General features: G+C 47.5%; 19 protein-coding genes. 2 read left to right on the top strand and 17 right to left on the bottom strand.

What is annotated here, in order from left to right:
• Window positions 1-371: 371 nt before the first annotated feature.
• The 6 genes from F4Y39_22825 to F4Y39_22800 form a co-directional block, all read right to left on the bottom strand.
• Window positions 372-1688 carry an AAA family ATPase gene (locus F4Y39_22825; protein MYC16574.1) on the bottom strand — a complete coding sequence of 439 codons (1317 nt, stop codon included), beginning with the start codon at window positions 1686-1688 and terminating at the stop codon, window positions 372-374.
• Window positions 1689-1690: 2 nt separating this feature from the next.
• The gene (locus F4Y39_22820) at window positions 1691-1885 is read right to left on the bottom strand and encodes a type II toxin-antitoxin system HicB family antitoxin (GenBank protein ID MYC16573.1); all 195 of its coding nucleotides are present in this window, start codon (window positions 1883-1885) and stop codon (window positions 1691-1693) included.
• A 54-nt stretch (window positions 1886-1939) separates the two neighbouring features.
• Window positions 1940-2191 (bottom strand): hypothetical protein, encoded by a 252-nt coding sequence (locus tag F4Y39_22815; GenBank protein ID MYC16572.1) that lies wholly within the window; start codon window positions 2189-2191, stop codon window positions 1940-1942.
• Between the two features lie 70 nt (window positions 2192-2261).
• Window positions 2262-2483, bottom strand: a complete 222-nt coding sequence (locus F4Y39_22810; GenBank protein MYC16571.1) for a DUF2283 domain-containing protein — start codon at window positions 2481-2483, stop codon at window positions 2262-2264.
• Window positions 2476-2745 (bottom strand): hypothetical protein, encoded by a 270-nt coding sequence (locus tag F4Y39_22805; GenBank protein MYC16570.1) that lies wholly within the window; start codon window positions 2743-2745, stop codon window positions 2476-2478. The genes F4Y39_22810 and F4Y39_22805 overlap by 8 nt, the downstream gene beginning before the upstream one ends.
• Before the next feature lie 56 nt (window positions 2746-2801).
• On the bottom strand, window positions 2802-3695 hold the full coding sequence (locus F4Y39_22800) for a hypothetical protein (protein ID MYC16569.1): 894 nt from the start codon (window positions 3693-3695) through the stop codon (window positions 2802-2804).
• A gap of 220 nt (window positions 3696-3915) precedes the next feature.
• Between F4Y39_22800 and F4Y39_22795 the strand changes: the two genes are divergently transcribed.
• On the top strand, window positions 3916-5319 hold the full coding sequence (locus F4Y39_22795) for a hypothetical protein (GenBank protein ID MYC16568.1): 1404 nt from the start codon (window positions 3916-3918) through the stop codon (window positions 5317-5319).
• Between the two features lie 14 nt (window positions 5320-5333).
• Window positions 5334-6239, top strand: a complete 906-nt coding sequence (locus tag F4Y39_22790; protein MYC16567.1) for a metallophosphoesterase — start codon at window positions 5334-5336, stop codon at window positions 6237-6239.
• Window position 6240: 1 nt separating this feature from the next.
• Here the strand turns inward: F4Y39_22790 and F4Y39_22785 are convergent, their stop codons facing one another.
• From F4Y39_22785 to F4Y39_22735, 11 genes are all read right to left on the bottom strand, one after another.
• Complete coding sequence (locus F4Y39_22785) at window positions 6241-7026, bottom strand: enoyl-CoA hydratase (GenBank protein MYC16566.1); 786 nt, start codon at window positions 7024-7026, stop codon at window positions 6241-6243.
• Between the two features lie 20 nt (window positions 7027-7046).
• Window positions 7047-8237 carry a CoA transferase gene (locus F4Y39_22780; GenBank protein ID MYC16565.1) on the bottom strand — a complete coding sequence of 397 codons (1191 nt, stop codon included), beginning with the start codon at window positions 8235-8237 and terminating at the stop codon, window positions 7047-7049.
• A 147-nt stretch (window positions 8238-8384) separates the two neighbouring features.
• On the bottom strand, window positions 8385-9203 hold the full coding sequence (locus F4Y39_22775) for a phytanoyl-CoA dioxygenase family protein (GenBank protein MYC16564.1): 819 nt from the start codon (window positions 9201-9203) through the stop codon (window positions 8385-8387).
• On the bottom strand, window positions 9200-9874 hold the full coding sequence (locus tag F4Y39_22770) for an HAD family hydrolase (protein MYC16563.1): 675 nt from the start codon (window positions 9872-9874) through the stop codon (window positions 9200-9202). The genes F4Y39_22775 and F4Y39_22770 overlap by 4 nt, the downstream gene beginning before the upstream one ends.
• Entirely contained in the window at window positions 9874-10620 is a 747-nt protein-coding gene (locus F4Y39_22765; GenBank protein MYC16562.1) for an NAD(P)-dependent oxidoreductase, read from the bottom strand. The genes F4Y39_22770 and F4Y39_22765 overlap by 1 nt, the downstream gene beginning before the upstream one ends.
• A gap of 326 nt (window positions 10621-10946) precedes the next feature.
• Entirely contained in the window at window positions 10947-11219 is a 273-nt protein-coding gene (locus F4Y39_22760) for a hypothetical protein (GenBank protein ID MYC16561.1), read from the bottom strand.
• 2 nt (window positions 11220-11221) lie between these two features.
• Window positions 11222-11554, bottom strand: coding sequence for a flavoredoxin (locus F4Y39_22755; GenBank protein ID MYC16560.1), 333 nt, complete (start codon window positions 11552-11554; stop codon window positions 11222-11224).
• Window positions 11555-11650: 96 nt separating this feature from the next.
• Window positions 11651-12310 carry a hypothetical protein gene (locus tag F4Y39_22750; protein ID MYC16559.1) on the bottom strand — a complete coding sequence of 220 codons (660 nt, stop codon included), beginning with the start codon at window positions 12308-12310 and terminating at the stop codon, window positions 11651-11653.
• Window positions 12289-12729 (bottom strand): hypothetical protein, encoded by a 441-nt coding sequence (locus F4Y39_22745; protein MYC16558.1) that lies wholly within the window; start codon window positions 12727-12729, stop codon window positions 12289-12291. The genes F4Y39_22750 and F4Y39_22745 overlap by 22 nt, the downstream gene beginning before the upstream one ends.
• Window positions 12730-12917: 188 nt before the next feature.
• Complete coding sequence (locus F4Y39_22740; GenBank protein MYC16557.1) at window positions 12918-14708, bottom strand: ATP-binding protein; 1791 nt, start codon at window positions 14706-14708, stop codon at window positions 12918-12920.
• Between the two features lie 136 nt (window positions 14709-14844).
• A complete protein-coding gene (locus F4Y39_22735) occupies window positions 14845-16143 on the bottom strand; it encodes an ATP-binding protein (protein MYC16556.1) in 1299 nt (432 codons plus the stop codon).
• Window positions 16144-16168: the final 25 nt, after the last annotated feature.

The following is a 16168-nucleotide window of genomic DNA, read 5'->3' as shown; positions in this document are numbered from 1 at the left end:
CCTTTTTTATCTTTGTTCTGCCTTCGGCGACCGACTTTTTGTCTCCAGCAACAAAAAGTAGGCAAAAAATGCCGCTCTCAAACGCCGAGGGGCTTGCACAGCGCAAACTACTCAGGTGCCTGCACGCCATGTAGTGGCCTTCAAAGTTGGATGCAAACAAAAAGGACGGCGGTTGACGGAAAAACGCGCTGTGCATATGGCTTTGATTGATGGCGTTTTGTGAGGGTGTGTTTCGTGATGGCTTATCTGAAGGACTGCGTAACATCAGTTATAAACACAAAGGACACGCATTCATATCGAGTGCATGTCCTTTGTACTTTTCGACAAAAATCAAAGACCGAGGATTTTGAGAAGTCTTTTCAGTTCACTTTTTAACCAATCTTTGGAATACCACCGAGCACCCCCGCCCGGTATTTGGGATAGAGACGCGTATCTCGGCGAAGACCCTGCACATCTTGTGCTCCATGCACACGGGTCGCGCCACTACTGTCCTTCTCGACAATAAAAATCTCCTCCTTTTCCAGATTGTCGAGCAGACCGACATTGTGAGAGGAGACAAAAAGCTGTGCGCCTGAAGGATTAGTCTCCTGGGAACGGAACCAGCTAAGAATTTCGCTGGCGATATCCACATGAAGATCGGCGTCTATCTCGTCGAGGACAGCAGGAACGCCGTTGCTGAGCGCTATACCGATCTGAGGCAGCAGATGGAACAGGCGTTTCGTTCCACTGGATTCAAAACTCAGGGGGATCGGCATGTCAAGCCCGTGATGGTTAAAGAACACTTCCTTTTTTCCAGATTGTTCAGAAATAGTTATATCTTGAATTCCCAAATCACTGGATCGGATATGATTTCTAACCCAGGATTCCATATCGGAGTTGTCCTCGAATAGATCCATCACCGTTTGGGTTGGAGGTGCCCATCTCTCGCGAATCATGATATTGGATGACAAAAGAAATTCTTTCATCCATTTCACAATACGCATCGCCAGAGATATATTGAGCAGATTGAGCGTGGCGATCACCGATGTGTCTGCTCGAACTGCCTGGAGACGATCATCTTTGGGCTTAAGGCCAAATTCGTGAGAAACATATATAGGTTCTCCCGGGGCACCGCGCTCGAAAAGGCGTCGGGGGCGACCCTTTGGAAAGTGGGACAGGGCTTCGTAAGAGAAGAAAGAATCATTACCACTGCGTACCACTGCCAACTCGTATCGGAACAACTGATGGGCTTCTCCCAGCCAATCTGCTTCGAACTCCAGGCAAAACCGCGTCGGTTCATTTCTGGTTTCCTTAGCCCAAAAGGGTAAAAAGCCCATGATCGGTCTGATCTCCTCAGTGGATGATGAGAATGTGGCAGTGAAGGCTGTAGCGACCAGCGCACTGAGCAACGTTGTCTTGCCCGATCCGTTGGGACCTATAAGCACGACGACGGAAGGAAGCCGAATATCCGGCTTTGCTGTGCTCCTTCGGAACCGCGGCAGGTCGGGGGCAGTGCCCGGAATACGCAGGTCAAGAACCACTTCTTCGCGGACCGAATGGAAATTAGATATGGAAAATTTGTGAATCATATTGCAATAATAACAATTTTTCGTCGAGATTGCAATATAATAGTCAAAAAATAATAGGACAATCAGTGTCCCGATCTTGTGGACTGATTGCCCCGTTCCGTGTGTAAAATCCCTTTGCATTCTCAAACTCGGGCAGCGTGATAGACCTCCTCTATTTCTTCAGGCGAAGCACATTCCAAAAACAACTCCACAGCCTCTTGCAAATTAGCTCGTGCCTCTTCAATACTATCTCCCTGGCTGCACACATCTAATTCAGGACACCGAGATACGTAGCCATCGCCCTCGCGTTCAATAAGAGCTGTTATCTGATAATTCATCTGTTCTCTCCATAGTTGAGAAGTCTTTTCTTGTACAGATTCTGCACTCGAACATCAATTTTCTGCTGGCAGTATCTCATCCCCACAGCCTGGTGACTCATCGCCCGCCGTCCCCAGAAAATGATCAAAAGCCTCCAAATCAGCACGTGTGGCGCGTTCTTGAAAATAGCGGGCCGTCCGCAAAGCAGCCAACTTCTCCGCCACAGCCACGTTAATAAACTGGTTGAGCGTTGTGCCCTCTTCCTCTGCCACTTTTTCCGCCTCGGCTTTAAGCGAGGCGAGCAGTCGCAGGGTGTAATTACTCATAGTAGCCATAATTTTCTGACCTTTGAGGTCGTGATGATTATCTGTTTTCTACGTGTGCTCTTTCAGATTCTCACTTGAGCAAGTGAAGCATTTTTCCCTGTACAGACTCTGCAACCGAATCTCGAATAAAGTCACTGGCCTTGAGAATTTCAATGCCAATGAGTTCACCTTTATCGTTGTATTCTGCTGTGATATTGGGACTGAGTTCAATGCTGCCATTTTCTGGATCATCAGAAATCGCCAGGTATAAGATGTCTTCTTGCTCAAAGTACCTCATCTTTGTATTACCCATAGATGAATCTCCCTGTTTTAATTCGAACATTGATTTGCTGCCGTGTGGTGACATGGATAGTCACGGGTGTTATAACGTCACCTTCCGATTCATAAGGAATCAAGACCAACTTGTTATCGCAACGCCCAACAGCAACACGGCGGCCAGTGACCACATCGGAATATCGCTCAGAAGAATGTCTGACTATATTTTCAATTACGAACAGATCAAATCTGCGTAAAGAGGCTTTGTATTTTAGATAGTCTGTCCAAAAGACTTTCATAGAGACCTTTGAGTATCATTTCAATCAAATGAACTGCTACCGCAGTTGTACACCGCTCACTCGCATTCATACACCATTTCGCCATAAGCACTCGGGGCGTAGAGCTTCCGGTGTTCTTCATCTATAAGCACTTTTGAAGGCATGTCCTCAAAAAGGGCATATTTCTCAACCAAATCCTTGAATTTGGCTCCTTGGTCACTCAGACCATAGTAAAAGAGAAGACCCATTTCTTCACTTGACAGTTGTGCGCGTATGAGATCGGTATAGAACTTTTTTGCTTTAACTTCTTGATCGCTGTGATCAACAAATTTGACAACATGATACAGGTGTCGAAAATAATGACTAATATGCGATTGATAATTAGTAAAAAAATTTTCGCATGTCTTGTCTATATATGCAAATAAGTAAGAGTCGTCATCATCCTCTATATCCTGAGATATTTCCTTATTTTTTTCATCTTCCTTATCTTGATCATAGAAATTCTTAAATCTTGTGAGTAAATTCTCAAAACATTCACGTCCACGATACTCTCCCAAACTCTGACCTACCGGGAACCCTTTGGAATTAAAAACCTTCCCCTTTGACATAATCAATGAACCAACAATATCATTATACAGACCAAGAAGTTGAAAAAAGGAACTCTCAAAATTCTGCTTCTGAAGTGTTTCCTTTTGCCCCCTGATTTCGGTACGTGTGTCCTTTAACTCCTTCCGTTGAAGCTCAAGTTCCTTCTTTTGAAGTAGTATTGCACAAATGACACCCGCAAAAGCCAACCCAGAGAACAGTGCATTGATGACCCCAAACGAGTCACCAAATTGCCCTCTATGATCAGTAACCCACCAAGGAAACAATTCAATAAGGAATAGGAACCAAAAAATTACGACAAATGAAAGTATCAACCAAAAAGGCCACCAGCGAACCTTCTCGGAGTCATCAGCAGTCTTGCTCATACTACAATCCTTTATCCTGTATTTCGCACATCAATTTGCCAAACACTATATAAACATAGCGATTCTCTGTACATCTTTCAAGAGTCTATATTGCGTTCCGTGCGATAGGTCTGTAAAACTACCGCATCCGAAACAAATTTCGTCGCATAAATCCACGTAGTTAATTATACTACCTCTCAACAACATCAGCGGATTTCGGTATATCTGAGGAGACAATCTCATGGCATCAGACATAAATTACGCAAGCTGGCCCCGGCATGTGGCGCGTCACATCGATGTGGGCGATCAGAAGCAGCTCTTTCTGGACGACGGATTTCTGGTAGAACGCGCCGAAGGGATTCGCTATGTCATGCACCAGCCGGTCAAACATCCGCAAAACCCGCTGCTCGTACCCGACACGCCCTGGGAATTGCAGGTACAACTCTACGGCTCCGTCCTGTGGGATAAAGAAGACCAAATCTACAAAATGTGGTACACAAACCGAACCTGCAAATACGGCAAAGACAGCGCGGTACTCATGGCTTATGCCACCTCTGAAGACGGGCTCAAATGGACAAAACCCGCCCTCAACATCCTGCCCTATGAAGGATCCGCAAAAAACAATTTGCTACTGGATCCCGGACCCGGCGGTAGTGGCGGCGTATGCGTCTTAAAAACACACGATAAAAAGAACAAAAAATACAAAATGCTCTACAAAACCATCGAAGAAGGTGGCGGACTAAAAGTCGCATTCTCCCCAGACGGCATCCACTGGACAAAACACCCCAAAACCGTCTTACCCGGCGTCTTTGACACATTCAACGTCGCGGTCCAGGACAACGACAAATACGTCGCGTACGTACGCATAAACCAGAGACCGCGAAAGCGGCACCGCGCATTGGGACGCATCGAATCCGAAGACTTCATCCACTGGACCACACCGACAATCGTCCTGAAACCAGATGAGCGCGACCCCGAAGACACAGACATATACACATCCGCTGCATTTAAGTACCCGCAAGCGGATTATGCCTATATTATGATGCCCAGCCTTTTTGATTGGCGAACGGGAAAACTTCAGGTACAATTGGCCACGAGTCGGGACAATGCACATTGGAATCGGGCGGGAAACCGCGAGATCTTCATCCCGCTGGGAGAACCAAACAGTTACGAATCGGAAGAAATCATGGTCGGCGCGCCATCAGTCGTAAAAGATCAAATCCACATCTACTATCACGGCAGCAACCGGCCACACTGGAATGGAATGGGACGTCCGTTTAAAGAAAAAAGCGGCATTGGTCTGGCAACACTGCGCCTGGATGGATTCATCTCGATTGACGCAGGTGAAAAACCGAGCGGCGGCACAATCACAACCATACCCATACAATTCTCGGGCACCCACCTGGAAATAAACGCAGATGCAACCTGGGGAGAAATACGCGTCGAAATTTTGAACGACACAAATGAAGTAATCGAAGGATTTGATCGCCTATCGTGCCAACCCGTAATCGGCGACTCCGTGCGCCATCGCGTCTCCTGGTCGGGCGGCGATGTACGCACCCTGATTGGAACAACCGTAAAACTGAGATTTCATATCCTCTGCGCCCGGCTCTACGCCTTTCAATTTAGCACAACACACCCTTGACCCAAGGAGACCCCATGCCTTCACACTTTGTCTTTGTCACAGACAGCCATCACCACGCCGCAGCCGAAAAAGACTTCGGCGCGCCCAAAATGCTAACGCGCAGCCATGAAATACACCGTGCAATGGTACCCGCCATCAACGCCTGCAAAGCGGACTTCATCGTACACGGCGGCGACGTGGTCTGCGGAGGTGGCGCATTTGAAATACCTTATGATATTTATTTGCAAACCATAGATGAAGCCAAAAACGCGTTTGACGGCCTTCACGCGCCCACATACTACGTCCCGGGCAATCACGATTGCGATGCACAGGAAGGGAGCTTTGAGGCTTTTGCCAGACAATTTCCAATCCCCGAAACCCTGGACATCGTCGAAGCCGCGCCGCGCCTGCGCCTGGCGCTCGCCAACGTATATCCCATCAGCCCTCTAAAAGACAGTTTGGGCACATGGACAGAAGCACACGACCGCATCTTGCGCGAAGCCGCCGCAAAAGCTCATAATGACCGTTGCGCCCTCATCCTGTTCATTCACCCCTGGGTCTTCCCCCAATACGAAGCACAGGCCGACTTCGTACCGGGTGGCATTGTCACCAACGCCGAGCAACTCATGGAAGCCGTAAAAGACCTGCCCGCTGTCATAGCCATCTTCACCGGACACAGACACATCAACCGCATCCGCACATATCGCGACTTCCTCATCGTTGACACCGCCTGCCTGATTGGTTTCCCACTGGGCTTCCGCGAAATCTGGCTCACAGAAGACGGCTATTTCAAAACGCGCTTCCGCACACTGGACCTGCCCGACCTGATGCAGGCATCCTTTGACCGCTCGCCCGTACAAACAAATCAAATGTGGCAAGGAGAAATCCACGACCGCGACACAGAAATTTTGATCCCGCGACTAAAAGCACTCTGGGAATAAACTATCGCCCCTGAAAATCTGGCTTGCGCTTCTCCATAAATGCTACGCGGCCCTCTTTGTAATCCTCGCTCGCAAAACAGGCATCAATAACCCGCTGGCACAAATCGAGATCGCGCTGATCTGCATCTTTGCCAATCTCTGCAATAATCTGCTTGCTCGCCCTGATCGTAAGCGGCGCATTACCCGCAATGGTCTCGGCATAATCATCCACATAAGCGTCTAACTCATCCCGCGACAAAACCCGGTTAATCAGACCCATGTGATACGCCTCAGAAGCATTGAACCGACGCGCCGTGAACAAAATCTCGCACGCATTGGCAGGACCCACCAAACCCACAAGCGGTTTGAGCGCACCGTACCCATACCCCAGGCCCAGCTTCGCAGCGGGAATGGCAAAAGACGAATCATCGGACGCAATCCGCAAATCGCAACACAGCGCAGTAGCAAGTCCACCACCAATACAATACCCCGCAATTTTGGCAATCGTGGGCTTGAGCACCTGCGCGAGCTTCTCATAAGCGCGCCCCATAGTCGCATTATACACCTCCACCGCATCTGCCGTCCCGCGTTGCGCTTCAAACTGCGAAATATCCGCCCCCGCAGAAAACGCCCTGCCGCCCTCGCCCGAAAGCACAATAACGCGAACCGCATCGTCCGATTCAAAATCGTCAATCGCCCGCGCCATACCCTGCCACATCTCATAAGAAATGGCATTGTGTTTCTCTGGCTGATTCAGGCGAATATGTCCAACACCGCCATCTTTCTGCACAATAATTTTATCTGTCATTGAACTCCCCACAGAGAACATCAAACGACATTCTCCTCTTTCATAGCCGCAATTTCACCTTCCGAAAACCCAAACTCACTCAAAATCTCATCCGTATGCTCACCCCGTTCGGGCGACGCCCTGTAGGGCAGATCTGGCGCATTGCTCAAATTAGTCGCATTCCTCACCACATCGTAATCCCCCATAACGCGGTTAGTCACCGAACGCGACATCTTCAAGTGCATAACCTGCGGATCAGACCACATCTCATCCATCTTATAAATTGGCCCACACGGCACACCCGCTTCATTCAGCGCATCAATCCAATGGGCACTATCTTGCCCTATAAAATACTTTTGCAAACTCTCATTCAGCGCATCCCGATTTGTCAACCGCACTCCGCCATTGGAAAACCTCTCATCCCTGTACAAATCTCCAGCACCCAGCACATCGCACAGGCGCTGCCACATCTGCTCTCCACTACAGGCAATATTGATATACCCATCGCGGGTCTGAAACACACCCGTCGGAATACTCGTGGGATGATTATTGCCCGCTTGCTCGGGCACCTCATTTGCAATCAACCATCGCGCCGCCTGAAAATCCAGCATCGCAATTTGTGCTTCCAGCAATGACGTATGCACCCACTGCCCCTCCCCGGTCTCCTCGCGCTGAAGCAAAGCAGTGAGAATACCAATAGCGGTGTACAAACCCGAAGCGAGATCTGCAATCGGCACCCCAACGCGCACCGGACCCTGCCCCGGCAAACCCGTAATCCACATTAACCCCCCCATACCCTGTGCAATCTGATCAAAGCCCGGGCGCAATCTATATGGTCCCTCCTGCCCAAATCCCGAAATACTCGCGTACACAATACCCGGATTCTCTCTCTTACACCTCTCATACCCAATATCGAGGCGATCTTTAACATCCGGCCGAAAATTCTCCACAACCACATCCGCGCGCTTAACCATGCGGAAAAACGCCTCGCGACCCGCATCGGCTTTGAGATTCAAAGTCATCCCGCGTTTGTTTCTGTGCAAATTCTGAAAATCCGGCCCGTGACGCGGTCCCCCCATAGTCTTTGCCTCGTCAATACTTTCAGGCGGTTCAATTTTAATAATATTCGCCCCCCAATCCGCAAGCTGACGCACAGCAGTGGGACCCGCGCGCACACGGGTCAAATCGAGCACAGTAAAACGGGCGAGAGGGGCGTGTATCTTATCTATCATGCGAACAACTCCTCAAATCAATGTAGTGGTGTACAACTGCGCCAGCAGTTCATCTGCGAATCAACGAATCAGCGAATCAACGAATCAACGACGCAGTTCGGACTAACTTGGGGTGGTAGGGTAGGATTCGTCTATTCGTCTATTCGTCTATTCGTCTATTCGTCTATTCGTCCACTGCACACCCGGCGGCATCTTAGGCGGCAGAGGCTGAACAATCTTACGTCGTTCGGGCGTCAAACGCGCAATCAACTCGGGCGAAGGCTGATAGCCGTATCGGTCATTACCCCAGTGCGGACCATAGCGAATAATAGCAACGCGACGCTCACCGGGGCGCGTGCGCTCTGACGAACCGTGCGCCATACAATCCACAAAAAAAACCGCATCACCCGCATCGAGCTGAATCTGAACAGCCGCTTCAACGCGGTCCAGCGAATGCCCACTACCCGTACCTTTGGGATCCTCAAACGCGGGATGAAGCAAATTGGACTTGTGCGAACCGGGAATCGCCATCGTCGCCCCATCGCCATCCCCAATATCGTTAAGCGCCAGCAAAATATTGATCTGCCCACAGCGAAACTGATTGTTGTGAAAGCGAAACTGCGTGCGGATGCGCCGCTTGTGCGCGCCCGAATGAATGCGCGTCGCACCGCCCCGAGACCGAATATCAATAAATGACTCATCTATAAAAAGACCATCATCCCCACCGACAAAGCGCCCCATGTGATGAACCCACGATGAATGGTCAATCAAGCGTTCAAAAGGTTCACCCATCTCAAAAATATTGTGCAAATGTCGTGGCCCCCCGCTCCGATGAACCCACCCCCGCCATCCATCGGGTTCGAGATCGTCATACGTATCGATAATCTCATTGAGTTCGACGAGATGCTCGGCATCCACGGCATTTTTCAGCACAATATAGCCGCGCAAATCAAAAAGATATTCCTCCATTTCAGTCGGTCGCATCATTTCTCTCCCAAAATATCGCTCAACTCCAACAAACTGCTAATCTCATAATCTGGCTCCGGAATATCGTCCCGCCGCACAGCCCCATCCCGGTTGAGCCAGGCAATGGAAATACCAGCCCGCCTTGCACCCACAATATCGTCCTCCTGTGAATCGCCGACATACAAAGTCTGATCGGGATCGGCACCGAGAGCCTCAAAAGCAGAAAAGAAAATATCGGGATTTGGCTTATAACACCGCGTGGATTCCGAACTGACCACAACCGGAAAACTCAGATCATTAGCACGCAAAGCAGACGTGAGATGCCCGTGATCCGCATTGGAAATCACACCGGTTTTCACATCGGACAAAACATCAAGAGTGGGTTTTACATCGCAAAAAACGGGCACGCAGCCAAAAGCATCAAAAAGACCTGCCGTATAAGACTCGGGATTCGCCCGCACATTCAAATCGGCAAACGTCTTCTCCAGGCCAATAATATGCGCATCCCAAAACGAGATAAAATCTCCCTCTCTCAACAGAGGAAAAAAGTAGCGATCCCAGTGATCGAGAAACGCCTCCTTACTCATATCGATCTGCAAATCATCGACAATAATCTGACACGTCTCATACAGCGCATCAAAAGCCTTGTCAAAAAGCGTCCCATACCCATCAAAAAAAATCGTCCTGTACATCAGCGATAATCCTCCGCATCCCCCTCGGGTTCAAAACCCAGCACATCGCGCGCATGCGTCATATCCCGATAGCTGTATTTGTTATTCGAAACCACATAGAAAATATCAAACTTGAGATCATCGGACACCTCAATACACGACTCGACCATGCCGGCAATCGTACTTTGACTGCACCACACAGAATAACCGCGCGTACCATTGGGCTGATCCTCGGCATTCACTGCACCAATGCGAAGACAAATAACAGACAGATCCGTACTATCGGCATAATGCCGCGCCAAAGCCTCGCCCCAGACCTTTGTACAACCGTAAATCCCACGCGGGCGCGTAGGCGTCCTGTGGGAAAACTTATCCCAACTCTCGGGCACCTCATCGTATCGCCCCGACACAATCGCACCATACGGCGAATCATTCTCCCAACCCGCTGTCACCGAACCGCTACTCGCAAAAATAACGCGCTTGACCCCGGCGCGGAGCGCCGCTTCAAAAACATTATAAGTCCCCACGATATTGTGCGCGACAAACCCCTCAAAATCGCTTCTAATCGCAGCAGCCAGATGCACAACCGTATCAACCCCCTCAAACGCCGGACAAATCGCGTCAAAATCCGAAATATCAGCCCGCCGACAATCCACACCAGCCACATCGCGGCGATTGAGCGCGCGAAGCTCATACTTGCCCTCAAGCTGCTCGCGAACAGCCCCGCCAATAAGCCCACTCATGCCCGTAATGAGAATTTTTTTCATATGTTGTCTCCCTGAACGTTTCACCTCTCTGTAAAATCACATCAGCGGGCGACCACAGGGGGTCGCCCCTACAAACACCGGATTAACAATATTGTCGTAGGGGACGGCCCCTGTGCCGTCCCCAGTAGTCAGCCCTTATCGCATTCTCAATCAGAATACATTGAGAATCGGAATTTATCAAGACCGATTTTGCTTGAAGTTCTCTCTTCTTATGCCTGGAGACAAATCTACTGAAGCCGCCAGTGAAGCCCCAATAATTAAAGCCCAACGGTTTAAAAAGGCCGCTGGGCTTTAAAATAATATCCGATTGAACGGTTTGAAGGCTGTCAAACCGGGCTATGGTGTTCTGTTTGAGACACTACAGGGACAACCTCTCGAATGGCATCCCAATCAATCACAGCAACCCACAAATTTTCTTTTTTGGAGTATCGAACCACACCATCAACTTCTAAATCTTCGCTATAAAGGATCAGTGATTGCTCCTCTTTTAGAACAATTTTCTGACATGTAAGGTCTTCCACGGTCCCAACGCAGTTCAAACGCAACCTGCCTTGTGCATCCGCGTTGTGAAAGTCTGCGAATACTCTTGATTTTTTCATTTTTACTTCTCCCGTGCGGGATTTGGAATTGTTGGCAAAAAAAGTTCACTAATTTGTTCGGACGTAAGTCCTGTCAATGTCGCATGATAAGGGCTTCGTCCAGAAGTTCGCACCACATCACCGCCAGCTTTTCGGATTTCACCAACGGTTGTCACGCCAACTTGCCCATGTGGAATCATCCTTGCCAATTCAGAGATGGATACACCTTCACTACTTTCTACTGATACGCCTGCGATCCCATCTGGATGTGTTCCGCTTCCACGTCGAATGTCTTCTGGTCGGTTTTTACCGCCACGAACAACAAGGGCATCGTCAGGAATTTTTGCAATTAACATATAAAGAAATATAGCTCCTGTCAGATATCTGTCAACTCCTGATGCACTAAAACTCGCACATCGGTCTCCGGTCACTCACCGAAGCGGTTATGGGGCTTATGTATTTTGGAGACTTATATCCCCTAACTCTTCTTTGCAGATACAAAGAAAATCTTCAATTTCGTAAGGCTCAAGACTGCTCGAAATAGGCTCTGGTATATCCTCAATTGGTATTGATTTTTGCCTGTAATTTAGCCCAAGAGCCTTTGCGCCACTAATCACTCCTCTGTGCAGATAGACAGCTTTGGGATATAAGCCAAGTTTTGCTCCGATTCTCAGTGATATGTCATAAATAGTCAGAGTGCCAATGCCCCGGATATTCTTTATTGTGCTATCTACAAAACCTCTCAAATCTTCAAAGTCTCTGCACATTTTAATTTCATCCTGAACATCCAAGAGTCTCCTTGCTGATTCATCAAGTGCAGGCTGTATTATTCTCCTTTGGTGTCCATGACGTTTTCCTCCAGGCAGTACGCAGAGCGCAGCAATTCTAATCGCATCATTTAGAGTCTGCCGATTATAATGTCTGAAGTATCTCTTCATTCTATCCCTGTGCTCATCAATGTAATAGAAGACAAGAGCACCAAGAGTCAAATCTCTTTGCCCTCTATTATTGGAACTACAATTGAACTCTTCAACAGGTTTGGACGTTGAGCAATCCATATCATCAAATGAGTTGCATCCCTTTTTTTTCATTATCCTAATTCCTCCTGCCATCCGTCCTCATCATATCGCTTTGGAATGGCACTATTTAGAGGTGGCACTTCGCCGAATTTTCTCACATATGCTTTGATGCGGTGGCCCTCCATCCTATCGGCTTCCTCTTTTGATTTGACCTTGAAGAACTTGTATTGAAGCACTGGCTTGGGAAACTTCTGATCAAAAGGCGCAAATTGTCGTATCCTAAAGAGCAGATTTCCCTCAGAATGGCCCCTTCCTCGGGTCATCCCTGATACGAACTTACGTCTTCGAGTCTCCATCATGGTAGTCATACCAATTGAAATAATGCCTCTATCGTCTGAAGCCAAAAATCTATCTATTATAGCTGGCTCTCCTCTCTCTACGATGCGTATCTCATATACAGCAGAACCATTATAATTGGCAGGCTCGGCGATTTCTATCCATTCAACATCCATAGCTTCTCCTAGGTTCTGTCTGAAAAGTCACTTTTGATCCTAAAATGACCTGTAAGCGATTTTATCAGACAGCTTATTTTATAGGGTTTGGTGAATAGCCCAAATAGGTTTAGAGGAAAATTTAGACTTTTCAGACACTACCTAAGAAAATTTGTGATCCCAACCACGGACTCCATGAAATTTTGCGTTCATTTTTGATTTTTTAGTTGTTCCAATATTTCCTCTACAACCAACTTAAGGTCGTCAAAATGTTGAAAATGATCTTCGATGCCATCGGTAAAGATATGTTCTGCGAATTCAGTCTTTTTCCTATTGTCGAACGAACGAGCAACTTCCTTGCTCGTTGATACTTCTGTAACCAGATTTGAAAATGGCTCCAAAACTTCCTCATCATATAGGTTTTCTATACCTTTTGAAACAATTTTGTTCTCCCGCTTTTCAAACGCAAAAGCTGTTACATTCGCTGTCTTGGGTAGTTCATCAGTCAATTTCTGAGCGATAATTTTGGCATCACAGTCCCAAACGATCAAAAAATGAGAATTTGTCTTCATATGCGCGAGAAGCTGACCATAGCTTTTGAGCTGATCTTTACCTGTTTTGTCAGGAAGAGCATCAAATACATCAACTTTTCCAGAATAGAACAAGCTCGCCCATTTTTTGAGGTGCAGTGAGTTTTTGCCTTCTGTCAAAATTGTGATCGGCGCAGCATTAGACGACGCAATTCTCAATCCGGTATCTATTGTTGCAATACCCTCGGATAGTTCGGAAACTGCTTCGGATTTCGTCACGGGCGAGACATGAACCTTGTTGTCCTTTCGAGAAACGCGAAAAATCTCTCCTTCCTCCAACATAGAAACCGTCGTTACTGAATGGGTGGCCATTATGACTCGCGTCCCATTCTTAACAAATAGGTTCTTGAGGCCGGTAATTAGCGCGGAAATCATGGATGGATGAAGTACGACATCTACTTCATCCAAGAGTAAGAGCTTGGGCTGGCGACGGCCAATGCGCTGGTTAAATGTGGCTAAGAATAACGACATCAGAATTTTTTCGCCAGATGAGAGATTTGTAACCGAGTAGCTTTCTCCCGTCGCTCGATTCGTCATTTTTGTTTTAAATGAATATTGCGAATGATCAGTAAAATTAATCCTGTCTTCTTCCGGATCTGAAAATTCAAAATTGAATAGTTCAGGATCCCCGGAAGCCTCGCGCATCTGGTCCAAATTTTCTCGCAATGTCTCCCAAGGGGGTGTTTTCTCTCTTCTGTATTGCGACATTAAGTCTCGAAAGCTCAGTGGACCCTCCTCTCCCTCAGTGTGAGCCCATAAGAACTGGTCAACTTTGTACCTCGTAAATACTTCATTTAGAGTGTTTTCGATAAAGTTCCCTTGAAAGTTCGCTGCAGAGAGAATATCGTCTCGGCAGATTTCATGTGGGAATTTTCCTGTCAAATTCATAGCTAAAGTGACGATATATCTTGCTTCCAGAGGACTGATGACTTTATTTTTTATTAGTTCACAGTAAGTGGAAAGTGCATCGTCACTCGTTACCATAGGAAATTCACCAAATGCCTGCATTCCAACAATTGTATTTCTCAGTTCTTCCTCAAATTGGCGACGGCTATCGGACCCCTCTATCAGTCCGAAATCGCTTATAACTTGCTTAAAAATTTTTTTAGCTGTTTTCACGGGTGCCAAATCAGCCCCTTGTGTGAAATATTTTTCTGCCACTCGTGAAGCAAAAGAAGAGCTTTCCCAATTTGCATCTCGCGAATCTGTTAGCCTGAAGGAATCGAGATCGTACATTTCAATTTCCGAACTTGAAATACCCGCAACAGATACATACCCCTGTTTTATCGCTTCAAGTAGTTGTGTCTTGCCAACACCATTTCGACCAATCAGCATTGTAAAATCTGGTAAATCAATCTCATTAAGATTTTTTATCGAAAGGTAAGGTTGTTCGAATTTTATCCGCATCATATAACCCCAATAATGTTTTCAACCCAATCGGCAACTGCGCCGCAGATTGCCTCGACTGCCAGCGCGAAATCTACGTCTTCTCGACGGCATCAGTCCGTTCCTCTATTTTCTCCGGATTATGAAGATTTGCAAATAATCATCCTGGCGAGATGCGAGGGATACCTCCCATCCGCCCCTGCAAATAACTTTTCCGAATATCCTTGTCATAACGAATATCTTTGTACTCGCTAAAAGAAAACAGACTCGACACGCCAGCCTCATCCCGTTCTGTCACCCACATTTCGTCTCGGCGCAACAACTGCTGGTCCATCAGCATAACATTATGGGTCGTCAGCAACAGTTGTGTTCGGGTTTCCGTAGAGCAATTGGACAGGTATTCATCAAGCAATTGGCGGATCAGTAAGGGATGCAGACTGCGGTCTATCTCATCAATGACATAGACCTTCTGCGACACTTGCGCTGAAAGCTCGAGAAAGGCAGGCAGGAGATCGATAACTCGTTGCGAACCTTCAGATTCCTGGTAAATCTCAAACCTGGCCTCTGTACCATCCGATTTTGGGTGGAAAGTGACCGGCCTTTTTGCGATTAACTCTCCATCCTTGCGAGTAACCACGATGCGATTGGTCTGCGGTTCCATCAGCAACCGAACAGCCATGCCTTCTTTGACCTCTTCCTGAAGCTCGGTCTTTAATGGCTCGGGAATCGATATATTTTCTAATGGAATTTCTTCACTGCCAAGATGGGAAATTCCGGTATCGAGCCGTGGCAACATCTCGTTCATTGCCGTGTAAAGTGGATGTCCCTCATCAAGAAATATCTCGAAAAGATCAAACCGCGAGTCGGGTGCCACCAGTACAAGCGTATTCTCAAACCAGTCATAGACTGGCCTGAAATCGTTGATATTTTGGGATACGGAGTTGGTCAAGAAAAGCTGATTGTCCCGGGTTCCCCTGAAAACGAATGGGAAAAAATCGTCTTTGGAGAGCGATTTGTCAAAGCTGAGATTGCCGTCTCGTCGATCATAGAGCACTTTTTCACTAGTACTCGTAATCTTAACCATTCTTTCTTCCAGTACCACCTTTTGAGTCACTGCAAAGCTAAAATCGTAGATGGTCTCGTCAATCAGCAGTTCAAAAGCGAAGCGAGAAGGCTGATTTCTCCCCTCGACATCCAATCGAAATGTCTCAATTGGAATCAGGCTATCGGGTCTGGTACCTTTAATAACCAGCGTCTTGGCAAAATTTAGAGCCTTAAAAAAATTAGTCTTGCCAGAGGCATTGCCGCCATAAATTGCCGCAATCGGAAGAACTCGCGTTTGGTACTTGCCGAGCCTTGGAACGCGTTCTCCATGCTGACGCTCTCGGCTGGCAACCATCGAAAAGGTGGTTGGGTCGCGGAAAGACATCCAGTTTTCGACTGAGAAACTGATTATCATCTCACCACCTCCTAATATGATATTT

Source organism: Gemmatimonadota bacterium, assembly GCA_009838845.1.
Lineage (GTDB): Bacteria > Latescibacterota > UBA2968 > UBA2968 > UBA2968 > VXRD01.
The sequence above is the reverse complement of the archived record's forward strand: the minus strand, read 5'-3'. Positions and strand labels throughout refer to the sequence as shown.

Excerpts from the sequence above, each read along its gene's own strand:
- F4Y39_22775 (MYC16564.1), bottom strand. The coding sequence starts at position 9,203 with ATGATGCGACCGACTGAAATGGAGGAATATCTTTTTGATTTGCGCGGC.
- F4Y39_22815 (MYC16572.1), bottom strand. The coding sequence starts at position 2,191 with ATGAGTAATTACACCCTGCGACTGCTCGCCTCGCTTAAAGCCGAGGCG.
- F4Y39_22765 (MYC16562.1), bottom strand. The coding sequence starts at position 10,620 with ATGAAAAAAATTCTCATTACGGGCATGAGTGGGCTTATTGGCGGGGCT.
- F4Y39_22810 (MYC16571.1), bottom strand. The coding sequence starts at position 2,483 with ATGGGTAATACAAAGATGAGGTACTTTGAGCAAGAAGACATCTTATAC.
- F4Y39_22735 (MYC16556.1), bottom strand. The coding sequence starts at position 16,143 with ATGATAATCAGTTTCTCAGTCGAAAACTGGATGTCTTTCCGCGACCCA.
- F4Y39_22740 (MYC16557.1), bottom strand. The coding sequence starts at position 14,708 with ATGATGCGGATAAAATTCGAACAACCTTACCTTTCGATAAAAAATCTT.
- F4Y39_22825 (MYC16574.1), bottom strand. The coding sequence starts at position 1,688 with ATGCAAAGGGATTTTACACACGGAACGGGGCAATCAGTCCACAAGATC.
- F4Y39_22755 (MYC16560.1), bottom strand. The coding sequence starts at position 11,554 with ATGTTAATTGCAAAAATTCCTGACGATGCCCTTGTTGTTCGTGGCGGT.
- F4Y39_22795 (MYC16568.1), top strand. The coding sequence starts at position 3,916 with ATGGCATCAGACATAAATTACGCAAGCTGGCCCCGGCATGTGGCGCGT.
- F4Y39_22750 (MYC16559.1), bottom strand. The coding sequence starts at position 12,310 with ATGGCAGGAGGAATTAGGATAATGAAAAAAAAGGGATGCAACTCATTT.
- F4Y39_22785 (MYC16566.1), bottom strand. The coding sequence starts at position 7,026 with ATGACAGATAAAATTATTGTGCAGAAAGATGGCGGTGTTGGACATATT.
- F4Y39_22770 (MYC16563.1), bottom strand. The coding sequence starts at position 9,874 with ATGTACAGGACGATTTTTTTTGATGGGTATGGGACGCTTTTTGACAAG.
- F4Y39_22780 (MYC16565.1), bottom strand. The coding sequence starts at position 8,237 with ATGATAGATAAGATACACGCCCCTCTCGCCCGTTTTACTGTGCTCGAT.
- F4Y39_22760 (MYC16561.1), bottom strand. The coding sequence starts at position 11,219 with ATGAAAAAATCAAGAGTATTCGCAGACTTTCACAACGCGGATGCACAA.
- F4Y39_22800 (MYC16569.1), bottom strand. The coding sequence starts at position 3,695 with ATGAGCAAGACTGCTGATGACTCCGAGAAGGTTCGCTGGTGGCCTTTT.
- F4Y39_22805 (MYC16570.1), bottom strand. The coding sequence starts at position 2,745 with ATGAAAGTCTTTTGGACAGACTATCTAAAATACAAAGCCTCTTTACGC.
- F4Y39_22820 (MYC16573.1), bottom strand. The coding sequence starts at position 1,885 with ATGAATTATCAGATAACAGCTCTTATTGAACGCGAGGGCGATGGCTAC.
- F4Y39_22745 (MYC16558.1), bottom strand. The coding sequence starts at position 12,729 with ATGGATGTTGAATGGATAGAAATCGCCGAGCCTGCCAATTATAATGGT.
- F4Y39_22790 (MYC16567.1), top strand. The coding sequence starts at position 5,334 with ATGCCTTCACACTTTGTCTTTGTCACAGACAGCCATCACCACGCCGCA.